This window comes from Stenotrophomonas sp. KH_029, assembly GCF_057839765.1.
This window is the reverse complement of record NZ_CM174498.1, coordinates 378,206-391,760: the sequence shown is the minus strand read 5'-3', so window position 1 is coordinate 391,760 and position 13,555 is coordinate 378,206. Positions and strand designations below refer to the sequence as shown.

The 13,555-nt window shown below is 67.7% G+C and carries 11 protein-coding genes; 6 read left to right on the top strand and 5 right to left on the bottom strand.

Annotated elements, in window-relative coordinates; genetic code table 11:
- The first annotated feature begins 62 nt into the window (after positions 1 to 62).
- Positions 63 to 419, top strand: a complete 357-nt coding sequence (locus AC3ITM_RS01765; protein WP_489267954.1) for a VOC family protein — start codon at positions 63 to 65, stop codon at positions 417 to 419.
- Between the two features lie 42 nt (positions 420 to 461).
- On the opposite strand, the gene AC3ITM_RS01760 is transcribed toward AC3ITM_RS01765, so the two are convergent.
- Together AC3ITM_RS01760 and AC3ITM_RS01755 are read right to left on the bottom strand one after the other, a co-directional pair.
- Positions 462 to 1,211, bottom strand: a complete 750-nt coding sequence (locus AC3ITM_RS01760) for an SDR family NAD(P)-dependent oxidoreductase (protein ID WP_228884530.1) — start codon at positions 1,209 to 1,211, stop codon at positions 462 to 464.
- A 43-nt stretch (positions 1,212 to 1,254) separates the two neighbouring features.
- Positions 1,255 to 1,740, bottom strand: coding sequence for a hypothetical protein (locus tag AC3ITM_RS01755; RefSeq protein ID WP_489267952.1), 486 nt, complete (start codon positions 1,738 to 1,740; stop codon positions 1,255 to 1,257).
- Between the two features lie 156 nt (positions 1,741 to 1,896).
- Here AC3ITM_RS01755 and AC3ITM_RS01750 point away from each other — a divergent pair, with 156 nt between their 5' ends.
- The gene (locus AC3ITM_RS01750; protein ID WP_489267950.1) at positions 1,897 to 2,367 is read left to right on the top strand and encodes a YehS family protein; all 471 of its coding nucleotides are present in this window, start codon (positions 1,897 to 1,899) and stop codon (positions 2,365 to 2,367) included.
- Between the two features lie 143 nt (positions 2,368 to 2,510).
- Here AC3ITM_RS01750 and AC3ITM_RS01745 read toward each other — a convergent pair whose 3' ends face one another.
- Positions 2,511 to 3,215, bottom strand: a complete 705-nt coding sequence (locus tag AC3ITM_RS01745) for a TorF family putative porin (RefSeq protein WP_489267949.1) — start codon at positions 3,213 to 3,215, stop codon at positions 2,511 to 2,513.
- A 175-nt stretch (positions 3,216 to 3,390) separates the two neighbouring features.
- Here AC3ITM_RS01745 and AC3ITM_RS01740 point away from each other — a divergent pair, with 175 nt between their 5' ends.
- Positions 3,391 to 3,780, top strand: a complete 390-nt coding sequence (locus tag AC3ITM_RS01740) for a DUF6165 family protein (RefSeq protein WP_489267947.1) — start codon at positions 3,391 to 3,393, stop codon at positions 3,778 to 3,780.
- A gap of 21 nt (positions 3,781 to 3,801) precedes the next feature.
- Here the strand turns inward: AC3ITM_RS01740 and AC3ITM_RS01735 are convergent, their stop codons facing one another.
- Entirely contained in the window at positions 3,802 to 4,545 is a 744-nt protein-coding gene (locus AC3ITM_RS01735) for a FadR/GntR family transcriptional regulator (RefSeq protein WP_228884534.1), read from the bottom strand.
- A 90-nt stretch (positions 4,546 to 4,635) separates the two neighbouring features.
- Positions 4,636 to 7,521, bottom strand: coding sequence for a TonB-dependent receptor (locus AC3ITM_RS01730; RefSeq protein WP_489267945.1), 2,886 nt, complete (start codon positions 7,519 to 7,521; stop codon positions 4,636 to 4,638).
- A 281-nt stretch (positions 7,522 to 7,802) separates the two neighbouring features.
- Between AC3ITM_RS01730 and AC3ITM_RS01725 the strand changes: the two genes are divergently transcribed.
- The 3 genes from AC3ITM_RS01725 to AC3ITM_RS01715 are packed head-to-tail and all read left to right on the top strand — an operon-like array spanning position 7,803 to position 13,545.
- Entirely contained in the window at positions 7,803 to 10,028 is a 2,226-nt protein-coding gene (locus tag AC3ITM_RS01725) for a polysaccharide lyase 6 family protein (RefSeq protein ID WP_489267943.1), read from the top strand.
- Positions 10,025 to 12,256, top strand: a complete 2,232-nt coding sequence (locus AC3ITM_RS01720; protein ID WP_489267942.1) for an oligoalginate lyase — start codon at positions 10,025 to 10,027, stop codon at positions 12,254 to 12,256. The genes AC3ITM_RS01725 and AC3ITM_RS01720 overlap by 4 nt, the downstream gene beginning before the upstream one ends.
- Positions 12,253 to 13,545 carry an MFS transporter gene (locus AC3ITM_RS01715; RefSeq protein ID WP_489267940.1) on the top strand — a complete coding sequence of 431 codons (1,293 nt, stop codon included), beginning with the start codon at positions 12,253 to 12,255 and terminating at the stop codon, positions 13,543 to 13,545. Before AC3ITM_RS01720 ends, AC3ITM_RS01715 begins: the two co-directional genes overlap by 4 nt.
- The last annotated feature ends 10 nt before the right edge of the window (positions 13,546 to 13,555 follow it).

Below are 13,555 nucleotides of genomic sequence, written 5' to 3'. Positions count from 1 at the left end.
TTGTTCAAGACCGCGCCGCTGCGGGCGGCGATGCTGGGGCCCACTTCAACGCAGGACCCCCCATGGGCACAGCACACGACAACGACCGCCGCATCGACAACATCGAATTCAACGTGGCCGATATCGCCCGCAGCAAGGCGTTCTACGCGCAGGCGTTCGGCTGGTCGTTCACCGATTACGGCCCGGCCTATACCGAGTTCAACGATGGGCGGCTGTGCGGCGGCTTCACCACCGGCGAGCCGGTGCGGCCCGGTGGGCCGTTGGTGATCCTGTATGCCGACGACCTGGCCGCCGCCCGGCAGCGGCTGGAAGCAGCCGGGGCGGAGATTTGCCGGGAGGCGTTCGATTTTCCCGGTGGACGGCGGTTCCATTTCCGCGACCCGGATGGGTATGAGCTGGCGGTGTGGACGGCGGTGTAGGCAGCGCCGAGCACACCGACACCGCCGCGACCGGTCTACGCGTCAGTCGCGGGCCACCTGGAAGCCGGCGAAAGACTGGCTGACCGGCATGATTTCCAGGCGGTTGATGTTCAAGTGGGCCGGCAGGGTGGCCACGAAGAAGATCTGCTCGGCGATGTCCTCGGCAGTCATCGGGTTGGCGCCGGTGTAGAGGGTGTCCGAGGCGGCCTGGTTGCCGTGGGTGCGCACGAGGGTGAACTCGGTTTCGGCCATGCCCGGTTCAATGGTGGTCACGCGCACGCCGCTGCCGTGCAGGTCAGCGCGCAGGCCCAGCGAGAACTGGCTGACGAAGGCCTTGGTGCCGCCGTAGGCGTTGCCGCCCGGGTACGGGTAGACGCCGGCCACCGAACTGATGTTGATGATGGCGCCCTTGCGCGCCACCAGTTGCGGCAGCAGGTGGTGGGTCAGGGTGACCAGGGCGGTGACGTTGGTGTCGATCATGGTGCGCCAGTCCTCCAGCACGGCGCTCTGGGCCGGGGCGGTGCCTTGGGCCAGGCCGGCGTTGTTGACCAGCAGGTCGATGTCGGCGAACCCGGCCGGCAGCGCGGCCAGGGCGGCGGCCATGGCCGCGCTGTCGCGCACGTCGAAGACGGCGGCATGTACCTGCCCGGGGCCGTAGGCATCGACCAGCGGCTGCAGCCGTTCGGCACGGCGCCCGGTGGCGATGACCCGCCAGCCGGCCTGGGCGAAGCGATGGACGGCGGCGGCGCCAAAGCCGGAAGTGGCGCCGGTAATCAGGGCGGTACGGGTCATCGGGGTACTCCGTGCAGAGAGATCCCGGTCATTTTCGCACCGATCAGCGGATGCGGAACACGCGCGCCTTGGGCAGGTCTTCATCCACCTGCAGGAACCAGCGGCCGGCAATGCCGGGCACCACGACGATCTCGGGGTTGCTGCGGCTGGCGTTGAGCTTCATCTCGCCCTTGAGCACCTGCCACTGCTGGCCGTTGTCGAGAGTGAACACAGAGCCCGGGGCCCAGCCGTCCACCTGGCCGGTGACCCTGGCCTTGATGGGGCCGTCGTCCAGACCGGGGAACATCGGGGCCGGGGTGGGCGCGCCGGGCGCGGCGACCGGGGCGGCGGCCACCGGCGGCGGTGGCGCGCGCTCATCGGCTTGCCGCAGCAGGCGGTTCAGGGCCTGCAGCTGGGCGGGGGTGAGCCCCACCTGGGCCAGTTCCTGCGGGTCCACGCGCTGTTCGATTGCCACGTAGGGCACCTGGGCGGCGGCCGACCCGGCCAGCCACAGCATTCCCACACCCGCCACTGCCTGCCACCTGCGCATTGCCTGCTCCACTGCCTGTCGATGCCTGAAGGCGGCACTGTGCTTCACTTTCATGGCGGCCAGATGACAGCGACAAGCGGCCGCCGCAGGGCCGGGCCCGGCAGGGGGTAAAATGGCGGCCAGCCGCGCAGCCGCGCCGGCGGTATTGGACGTGACATGATCAACAACGATGTACTGCGCAGCATCCGCTACATGCTCGACCTCAGCGACGGCATGATCGCCGATACCTGTGCCCTGGCCGACCCGGCCTTCGTGGTCGACAAGGCCGACGTGGCCGGTTGGCTGCGCAAGGAAGACGAGGAAGGCTTCGTGCCCTGCGACGACCGTACCCTGGGGCATTTCCTGGACGGGCTGATCGTGCATTTCCGTGGCCGCGACGAGAGCCAGCCGGTGCGCCCGGTGGAAAAGCGCATTACCAACAACCTGGTGCTGAAGAAGCTGCGCGTGGCGTTCCAGCTGAAGGACGTGGACATGCACGAGATCTTCGATGCGGCCGGTTTTTCGGTGTCCAAGCCGGAGCTGTCGGCGCTGTTCCGCCAGCCGGACCACAAGAACTACCGCGCCTGCGGCGACCAGATGCTGCGCAACTTCCTGAAGGGGTTGACGCTGCGGGTGCGCGCGGCCTGAGTTGGATGGGCGGATCGACCGATGCCGATCCGGTGGACGTGGCGGTGTACGCGCGCTACAGCCAAAGCAGCCGGCCAGCGGCCGGCACTACCGGGCAAGGGCAATAGCCGCCCGGTAGCGGGCGGCAAGCAATGCCGCGAGGTTCAGAACGCGGTCTGCAGCGCGAACTCCACGCGTGAGCCGGCGTTGCCGGGGAACAGGCGCTTGCCGGCGCCGTCGGTGTCATGCGCGGTCAGGCGCAGCTCCCAGGGGCCGTGGACCTTCCAGATGGCGCTGAGCTGGCCGTGCAGGTAGTCGTCGGCCTGCGCGCTGGCCAGCCAGTAATGGCCCACCGCCGCTTCCAGCCGCCACTGCTGGCCCAACGGCAGACGCGCGCCGAGTTGGGCGTAGGTGCCGGTGTGGCCGCCGGCCAGCGCGTCGTCGGACACGCCTACCTGCAGCCAGTAGCGCTGCTGCCAGGTGAGGGTGCTGTTGAGCTCGGTCCAGTTCAGGTCCACGTTGCTGGACGGGTACAGGTAACGGGTCAGGTTCACGTCCAGCGCCCAGTCCCCGCCCAGCGCCCCGCCCCAACCGGCCACCACGTCGAACTCGCTGCGCGCGCCGTTGTCCGGGCGGAACGATACCCCTGAACCCCACGCCGACGCATACCAGCCGCTCTCGCTGCCCAGCTTCACCCCCGCCTGCGCGGCCGGGTCGCCGTCGCTTTGCGAACTGCCGCGCCACACGTAATCGGTGGTCAGCGTCGCGTTGCCTTCCACCGCGGCCGATGCCGCCCCACTCACGGCCAGGCCGAGCAGCAGCCCGCAGCCACGGCGCGCCAGGCGCCCTTTCGATTGTTCAACCACCACACTGCACTCCATCGGACGGCGGCGCCGTCGAGGTGGGCAGTGTTCCCGCAGCGGGCGTAAAGCCGCCATGGCGGCGCCGCCGGTTCGGCGCAAATTCACTGTAAATCCTGCATCGGCGCTGGCCGTTTGGAGCCCGCGTTATGATGGGCGCCCTGACCCTGTTGCGAGTAACGGCGTGGACGCGATCCTGACCCCGGTATCGATTGGCGAGCTGATCGACAAGATCACCATCCTGGAAATCAAGGCCGAGCGCATCGCCGATGCGGACAAGAACGCCAACGTGCGCAAGGAGCTGCAGGGGCTGTGGCCGCTGTGGCAGCAGCAGCTGGACGCGCAACCCGGGCTGGATACGCTGAAGACCCAGCTCAAGGCGATCAACGAGCGCATGTGGGTGATCCAGGACCAGCTGCGCGACAAGGAAGCGGCGCAGGTCTTCGATGACGCCTTCATCCAGCTGGCGCGCGGGGTCTATGGCACCAACGGGGAGCGGGTGAAGGTCAAGAACGAGATCAACCGCATCGCCGGCTCCGCGCTGGTCGAAGAGAAACAGTACCAGGGCGAGTAAGCCACCCCGGCCACGCCGGGCTCAGTGCCCGGTGGCGGCCATGAAGCGTTCGCGGTCCTGCTGGGTGCGCCGGCGGATTTCGGCCAGGGCTTCGTTCTCGGTGGCTTCCAGCATCGATTCGAACAGGCGCTGGAAGTGGTTGCGCATCGCCAGCCGGGCGCCGGCCGGGTCGCGCTGGCGCAGCGCATCGAGGATGGCGGTGTGTTCTTCGTCGCGGGTGTCATCGTCGTTGTGGCAGACGTTGGCATACACCTGCTTGACCCGCGGCAGCTCGTTGCGCATCCGCCAGATCAGCTGCACGCAGTGCTCCACCACCGGGTTGCCGGCAATGCGGGCGATCGACAGGTGGAACTGGCGGTCGGCCTCGCTGGCCGCCGCCTCGCCCGAGGCCGGGTCGACCATGGCCGCGATCAGCCCGGCCAGGTCCTCCAGTTCGGCATCGGTGATGCGGCTGGCCGCCATCGCCGCCGCCTCGGCCTCGATCACCGCACGGGCGGCGGTCAGGTCGAACGCCGAGACATCGGGCAACGCACCCGGCGCCTGCGATGGCTTGGCTTTCACATACACGCCCGAGCCGGTCTTGATGGTGATCAGGCCCTGCGCTTCCAGTGCGATTTCCGCCTCGCGCACCGTTACCCGGCTCACCCCCAGGCGTTCGGCCAGGTCGCGTTCGCCGGGCAGGCGCGAGCCTGGCGGGAATTCGCCCTTTTCGATCAGCGCGACGATTTCGGCGGCAATGGACTGGTACAGACGCGGTTCGGACATCATCAAAGGCCTGGCTGACAGGTGGCTGGGGACCAACACTCGGGCCGCGCCCTCAGGCAGCGGCGCGGCCGGAAAGCCGCGCCACCGTCCTCAGAAGCGGTAGCGCACCCCCAGATAATAGCGCCGCCCGTAGGTGGTGTACTCGCGGAAGCTGCCCAGGATGGGCATATCCGACACCCGCGGCTCATCGGTGAGGTTGCTGGCCGACAGCGACAGCGACAGGTGCTTGTTCACCTTGTAGGTGGCGCGGAAGTCCAGCGAGCCATTGTCGCGCACATAGCGGTTCTGCGAGGGGTCGCCGACGAACTGCTGGTAATAGTCCGAGCGGTACTTGTAGATCGCCTGCAGGTCCAGCTTGCCCAGGCCCCAGTAGACCTGGGCCGAGGCCACGTGCTCGGACAGCCCGAAGATGTTGGCCGGCTCGACGATACCGGGGGTGAACACGCCGGTGGCCGGGTCGGTGGACTCGCCCAGGCGCAGGTCTTCGGTCTTGAAGTTGGAGTGGGCGTAGTTGTAGCTGGCCTTCACGCCCAACCCGGAGAAGATCCCGGGCAGGTAGCTGAACGTGTGCGAGCCGGTCAGCTCGAAGCCGATCAGGTCGCTTTTCTGGTCGCTGGTGGCCAGCTGTTCGACCGGCACGGTGACGCTCTGGCCATCGATGTCGAAGGTTTCGCCCACCACCACCGGCACCGAGCCGCCGTTGAACTGCTTGTAGTAGATAGCCGTGGACAGCATCGTATCGGCGTTGGCATACCACTCCAGCGAGACATCGGCATTCCACGACATCAGCGGCTTGGCGCGCGGGTTGCCGGTGGCGGTGATGCTGCCCAGCGCATCGGCGACGCTGCCGAACTCGGTGTCGGCCTCGTCCAGGTTGAAGCTGCGGCCATAACCTTCGGCGGCCAGGTCCGGGCGCGACATGGCGCGGTAGGCCCCTACCCGCAGCAGCAGGTCCGGGCGCAGCTCGAAGGCGGCGTTGAAGCTGGGCAGCCACTGATCGTTGCTGGACTTGAGCACCTGGCGGGTGAACTCGCCGGTGGGGCGCAGGGTGACGGTGCCATCGGGATTGCTGGTCACGTCCATGCCGCTGCGCAGGCCGACCGAGCTGACGTCGGTGCGTACCCAGCGCAGGCCGATGTTGCCGGTGACCGGCAGGCCGAACCACTCGCTGCTGTAGTCGCCCATCAGGTAGATGGCGTTGGTCTTCTCGGTGACATCGTTGTTGGCCGGGTCGCGCAGGTCTGCGCTCAGGCCGGTGTCGTCCACGCCGGTGAAGGCCTTGAACAGGCAGCGGCTGTCGAAGCTGGCCCACTGGTCGATGGTGTTGCCGCTGGCGTTGGCCAGGAAGTCCTTCTGCGGGAATGCCTGGCGGCAGGCGCGGTTGGCCGCGCGGATCGCCGCCACGTTGGTGGTGGTGATGTCGCGGGTGTCGGTGAAGTCGGTATAGGTGGCTTCGGAATGGCGCAGGCCGCCCTTGATCGCGGTGAAGAAGCCGCTTTCCGGGGTGAAGGCCGCATCGAAACGCTGCGCACGGATGGTGTGCTGGCGGTTCTGCTGGCGGCGGCGGACCAGCGCCGAGTCGGTGTAGTTGTCCGGGTTGTTCACATCGAACGCCGGATCGAGATAAATGCTGGGCACATCGCCGCTGTAGTCGTAGGTGTAGTCGACGTAGCGGGTGTTCTTGATGCCGCCCACCGGCCTGCCGTTGACGTCGGTGCGGCCGGCGCGCAGGCGGGTGGAGCGTTCGATCTGGTCGCGCTGGGTGTTGGAATAGGACAGGTCGGTGGACAGGGTCCAGGCCGGGGTGGGCCGGAAGATCACGTTGAGCCCGCCGCCGGTGTATTCCTCCTTGCGCTCGAGGAAATTGCCGGTGGAATCGATGGTGGTGCTGCCGGTGTGGTGCAGCAGCGCGCCGTCGTCGCTGACCACGCGGTTGTTGAGGTTGCGCATCATCGACGACAGCGACAGGTCCGAACGGTCTTCGGTGTAGTCGCGCTTGGAGTGCTGGTAGTCCAGGTTGACCTCCAGCGCATCGTTGGGCCGCCACTGCAGCGCGGCGAACTGCGAGTCGCGCTTGTCGTGTTCGATGAACTGGCGGTAGATGCGGCTGCTGGGCACCAGGTAGTACGGCACGCCGTTGGCGACCTGGTTGCCGTCCACCGTGGTGCAGTTGCGGGTGGCACCGACCACTTCGCGGCCATCGCAGGCCACCCAGGTGGAACTGCTGGAGAACATCTCCTCCGGGTTGCTGCCTTCCAGCGCCTGCACGCCGACCGACACGCCCAGCTTGCCGGCGCCGCCCATGTCGAACTGGTCGATATAGCTGGCGGTACCGCGCCAACCCACCCCGTCCTTGTCCTTGAGGCGGTCGTCGTAGTCCTGCCAGGTGCCGCGGCCATCGAGCTGGATGGTGCGCTTGCCGTACTCCAGCGGTTTGACTGTTTCCATGTTGACCGTGCCGGCCACGCCGCCTTCGACGAAGTCGGCGCGCTGGGTCTTGTAGATGGCCACCGCGTTGATCAGTTCGGACGGGAACTGGTTGAAGTTCACCGAGCGGTCGCCGCTGCCGTTGGTGGCTTCGCGGCCATTGAAGGTGGACGAACCCAGGAACGGGCCCAGGCCGCGGATCGAGATTTCCGACGCGCCGCCCTTTTCGCGGTGGGTGGAAGCGCCGGTGATGGTTTCGATCGCCTCGCCGATCGACAGTGCCGGCAGGTCGCCGATGTCTTCGGCGGCCAGCACGTCGGCGATCACCGTCTCCTCGCGCTTCTTGTCGATCGAGGTCTGGATGGTGCCGCGGATGCCGGTGACCTGGACCTGGTCCAGGGTGGTGGCCTGAGCCGGCGGCGGCTCGGCAGCGTCCTGTGCGTGCGCCAGCGGCAGCGCCGCAGTGCTGCACAGGGCATAGAACAGCGCGGTATGCAGCGCGGTGGGGCGAAAGCCTCGTGGCGAGGCCGTACGGCGGTCATGCAACATCGTGATCTCCCTCCCAGGATGGATCGTCCGATTACACGGATTCGATCCGGAAGATTCACCGTTGAAGGACCAATGTCAACAAATTGGTACTAAAGTCTACCCCGGTGTTCCGCCTAGACCACTTGCCGCGTACTTAATGTGCGGATGCAGCAGGAATATGCGCAACAGGCCAACCACATGCACCTAAAGTGGTATGCGATTGTGGTTGACGTTCGCGCCCCGCGACCTGCTACGATCCAGACTCACGTTGAATGCCACGGTTGATCTGGGAGGGTAAGCCTGTGACTTTGCGACACTCACACACGCCGACGGCATTGCGTCCGCTGGCCACCGCGCTGCTGCTGGGCCTCAGCCTGGGCAGCTTGCCGGCGTTCGCCGCCGATCATCTGGTGCGCGACGCCGCCGAGTACGCGGCGGCCACCCGCGCGCTGCAGCCCGGCGATACGGTGATCCTGGCCGACGGCATCTGGCGCGATATGGACCTGCTGCTGCAGGGCACCGGCACAACTGGTCAACCAATTCGTCTGACGGCGCAGACCCCCGGCAAGGTGATTCTCAGCGGGCAATCCCGGCTGCGTTTGGCCGGGGCCTACCTGGAGGTATCCAACCTGGTGTTCCGCGATGGCTGGGCGCCGGGCAGCGAAGTGGTGTCCTTCCGCGCCTCGTCCAAGGCCTGGGCCACCCACAGCCGGGTGACCGGGGTGGTGATCGACGGCTACAACAAGCCCGACCGCCAGCAATCGGACAACTGGGTGGGGATGTACGGCCAGTACAACCGCTTCGACCACAACCAGCTGCTGGGCAAGACCAATGCCGGCACCACCCTGGTGGTGGTACGCAATACCAGCAGCGGCCTGGACAACCGGCACCGCATCGACCACAACTGGTTTGGCCCGCGCCCCAACCTGGGCAGCAACGGCGGCGAGACGATCCGGGTGGGCACCAGCACCGACTCGCAGTCCGATTCCAATACGGTGGTGGAAAACAACTGGTTCGAGCACTGCGACGGCGAGGTGGAGATCGTCTCCAGCAAGTCCGGCGGCAATCTGTACCGCGGCAATGTGTTCTTCGAATCGCGCGGGTCGCTGGTGCTGCGCCACGGCCACGGCAACGTGGTCGAACGCAATGTGTTCCTCGGCAACAACAAGGCGCATACCGGCGGGGTGCGGGTGATCAACCGCCACCAGATCGTGCGCGACAACTATTTCGAGAACCTGGCCGGGGACAACTTCGCCGCCGCGCTTGCGGTGATGGCCGGTACCCGCGATGCGCCGTTGAACCGCTACGAGCAGGTGGACGATGCGGTGATCGAGCGCAACAGCTTCATCCAGGTGCGCCAGCTGTTCCTCGGCGCCGGGCTGGACGAGGAACGCAATGCGATGCCGGTCAACAGCCGCATCGCCGGCAACCTGTTCATCGGCACTGGCAGCGGCGAACTGCTGCGCAGCCAGGGCGACCTGTCCGGGATCGCCTTCAGCGCCAACGTGCAGAGCCCGACGCTGTCGCCCGGCTTCCCCGGCGGGGTCAGCGCCATGCCGCTGACCCTGCAGCGCGCGGCCAACGGCCTGCAGTACCCGGTGGAACCGATGACCGCCGGCGCGCCCCGCGACCTGGCGCCGATCGCGCGCGACCAGGTGGGCGTGTCGTGGTATCCGAAAACGCTGGGCAGCGTTGCGCTGGACAGTGGCACGGTGCGCAACGTCGCCCCCGGCGATGACACGTTGCGCCGTGCCATCGCCGCCAGCGCACCCGGCGACCAGCTGCAATTGCAGCGCGGCCTGTACCGGGTGGACCAGGTGCTGGGCGTGGACCACCCGCTGAGCGTGGTCGGCCCCCGCCGTGGCCGGGCCAGCCTGCAGTTCAGCCGCCCCAGCCTGTTCGAGATCCGTGCCGGCGGCGCGTTGAAGCTGTCGCGGCTGGATATCGACGGCGCGCTGGCACCGGACGCGGCCGGCAACGCGGTGGTGCGCATCGCCCCGGGCAGCCAGGCCTTCAACTACACGCTGCTGATCGAACACAGCCGCATCCACGGGCTGACCACCAACAAGGCCTTCGACGTGGTCAACGCCGGCAAGGGCAGCCTGGCCGCGCGCATCGCGCTGGACAACACCACGGTGGAGGACATCAGCGGCAGCGTGATCGCCGCGGCCGCCGAAACCGACGACCTGGGCACCTACAACGCCGAACAGGTGGACATCGTGGACTCGCAGTTCCGCCGCATCGGCGGGCCGCTGGTGAACCTGTACCGCGGCGGTACCGACGAGAGCACCTTCGGCCCCACCCTGCGCGTGCACGGCAACCAGCTCGACAATGTCGGCGTGGCCGCCGACACCAGCCTGCGCCTGCACGGCGTGCAGACCGCCACCCTCACCGGCAACCGGTTCGCGCACAGCGGCCGCGTGCGCTTCAGCCACCGCGTCGGCGAGCCCCGCCTGCGCGTACGCGACAACGTGCTTACCGCCACGGCGGCAATGCAGTCCGATACTCCAGCCGAGACCCTGCCATGACGCGTTCCACGCCCTTGATGCTGCTGCTGGCCGCTGCCTTCAGCGCCGCCGCCCTGCCCGCCGTGGCCGCTGCCGCGCCCGGCACCGCGCAGGCGGCCGCCGCCAGCGCACCGGTGCTGGTCACCGCCGCGCAGTGGCAGCAGATGCGCAGCGACGGCGCCAGCTACCCGGTATTTGCCAGGGAGCAGCAGCGCGCCGAGCGCCTGGTGCGCGGCATGCTCAAGGCCGGCATCGACGTGCCGGTGCCCAAGGACAAGGGCGGCGGTTATACCCATGAGCAGCACAAGCGCAATTACCAGGCCATCCAGGCCGCCGGCGCGCTGTACCGGCTGACCGGCGACAAGGTCTACGCCGACTACGCGCGCGACCTGCTGCTGGGCTACGCCAAGCTCTACCCCGGGCTGGGCGCGCACCCGCAGGGCCGCGGCCAGATCCCCGGCCGGCTGTTCTGGCAGACGCTCAACGATTCGGTGTGGCTGGTCAGCGCGGTGCAGGGCTATGACGCGATCCGCGACAGCCTCAGCGCCGCCGACCGCGCCACCATCGACGACAAGGTGTTCCGGCCGATGGCCGATTTCCTCAGCGGCACCCCGGAAAACTTCGACAAGATCCACAACCACGCCACCTGGGCGGTTGCCGCGGTGGGCATGACCGGCTATGTGCTGCGCGATCAAACCTATGTCGACAAGGCTTTGAACGGCAGCAAGCGCGACGGCAGCGCCGGCTTCCTCAAGCAGGTGGACCAGCTGTTCTCGCCGGACGGCTATTACGAGGAAGGCCCGTACTACCAGCGCTACGCGCTGGCGCCGTTCATCCTGTTCGCCAACACGGTGCAGCGCAACGAACCACAGCGCGGCATCTTCAAACGCCGCGACGGGGTGCTGCTGAAGGCGGTCGACGCGCTGGTGCAGAGCAGCTACGGCGGCTATTTCTTCCCGATCAACGACGCCATCCTGGACAAGGGCCTGGACACCGAGGAACTGGTGGCCGGAATCGACATCGCCTACGCGCAGACCGGCGATGCGCGGCTGCTGTCGGTGGCCAAGACCCAGAAGCGCGTACTGCTCTCGCCCGAAGGCCTGCAGGTGGCCCAGGCGCTGGCGCAGGACAAGGCCAAGCCGTTCGCCTTCGTGCCCACCCTGCTCCGCGATGGCCCGGACGGCACCGAAGGAGCGTTGGCGATCCTGCGCATGGGCGGCCCCGACGGCCAGGCGCTGGTGATGAAGAACACCAAGCAGGGCATGGGCCACGGGCACTTCGACAAGCTCAACTGGCTGTTCTACGACAACGGCCAGCGCGTGGTCACCGACTACGGCGCCGCCCGCTTCCTCAATATCGAAGCCAAGGCCGGCGGCATCTACCTGCCCGAGAACAACAGCTGGGCGCGGCAGACCATCGCCCACAACACGCTGGTGGTGAACGAACAGAGCCACTTCGGCGGCGACTGGAAGCAGGGCCAGGCGCTGGCGCCGGCGCCGCTGCTGTTCGCGGCGGGCGATGACACCCAGATCGCCTCGGCGCGCATGGACGGTGCCTACGACGGCGTCAGCTTCACCCGCACCCAGGTGCTGCTGGCCCACCCGGCGCTGACCGAGCCGGTAGTGCTGGACCTGCTGCGGGTGACCGGCAGCAAGGCCGCACGCTATGACCTGCCGCTGCACTTCAACGGCCACATCATGGACGTGGGCTTCAAGACCCAGTCGGCGGTGGCCAACCGGCCGGTGCTGGGCAAGGCCAATGGCTACCAGCATGTCTGGATCGACGCGGCCAGCGAGCCCACCAGCCAGGCGCGCAGCCTGACCTGGCTGCTGGACGGGCGCTTCTATACCTACCGCTTTGCCAGCACGGCCCCATCGCGGGCGCTGATCGGCGAGAGCGGCGCCAACGACCCCTCGTTCAACCTGCGCCGCGAGCCGATGCTGCTGCAGCGGGTGGACGGCCAGGCCGCCACCACCTTCTATGGCGTGCTGGAGCCGCATGGCCAGTACGACGGCACCGCCGAGACGGTGCGCGGCGCCAACAGCCGCATCGATGCGATCGCCCATTACCGCGGCAAGGATGCCGACGTGCTGGTGCTCGATCTGGCCGGCGGCAAGCGGGTGGCGGTAGGCATCGCCGACGAGCCAAACAAACCCGGCAGCCATGAGGTGAGTGGCGGTGGCCACAGCTGGCGCTGGGACGGCGGCTGGAAGCGCTTTGATACCGGCACCGGCAAGGACGGCAAATGAAGGTCACCACCCAGGCCCGCACCTACGTCCGTTGGCTGATCGTGGCGCTGATCGCCATCGCCACGGTCATCAACTACATCGACCGCAACGCACTGGCGGTGATGTGGCCGCAGATCTCCAAGGATGTCGGCGCCACCAAGGAGGACTATGCGCTGCTGGTGACGGTGTTCATGCTGTTCTACGCCGCTGGGCAGTTCGTGTTCGGCCGGCTGTTCGACATCATCGGCACCCGGCTGGGCTTTGCGCTGTCGATCGCGGTGTGGTCGGTCTCGATCGCGCTGCATTCGGTGACCCATTCGATCCTGTCCTTCAGCCTGGTCCGGGCGATGCTGGGCATCAGCGAGGCCGGCGCGTGGCCGGGCGCGGTCAAGGCCAATGCCGAATGGTTCCCCGCCCGCGAGCGGGCGCTGGCGCAGGGCGTGTTCAACGCCGGCGCATCGATCGGCGCGATCGTGTCGGCGCCGCTGATCGCGGTGCTGTTCCTGTGGCTGGGCTGGCGCGGCACCTTCATCCTGATCGGTGCGATCGGCTTCATCTGGCTGCTGCCGTGGCTGATCATCTACCGCGCCGGCCCGGACAAGCACCCGTGGGTGAGCGCGGCCGAGCGTGCGTTGATCCTGGATGCGCCGGCCGAAACCCCGGCCACGCCCAAGGCCGAGTACGTGCCGAGCATGCGCCAGCTGCTGGGCCATCGCCAGACCTGGGGCATCCTGATTTCGCGGTTCTTCCTGGACCCGATCTGGTGGCTGTTCGTGTCCTGGCTGCCGCTCTACCTGGCCGACACCTTCGGTTTCGACATCAAGCAGATCGGCATCTTCGCCTGGGTGCCCTACGTGGGCGCGATGATCGGCAGCCTCGGCGGCGGCTGGTTGTCCGGGCGCTTGATCGGCGCCGGCTGGAGCGTGGACCGCGCGCGCAAGGTGGTCATCACCCTGGGCGGGGCGATCATGGCCCCGGCCCTGCTCGGCGCGGTGCTGGCCACCGACCCGATGTGGGCGGTGGTGACCATTGCCTTCGTACTGTTCGGCTTCCAGATCGCCATCGGCAACATCCAGACCCTGCCCGGCGACATCTTCAGCGGCAAGTCGGTGGGGTCGGTAGCCGGCCTGGGCGGCATGGCCGCGGTGGCCGGCACGCTGATCACCACCTGGCTGGTGCCGGCGATGACCCACGAATCCTACGCCCCCATTTTCATCCTGGTCGCCGCGCTGGTGCCGGCCTCGCTGCTGGCGCTGTGGCTGGTCACCGGCCGCGTCGAAAAACTCGACGGCCCGGCCCAACCGCGCTGAACCCTTTCTT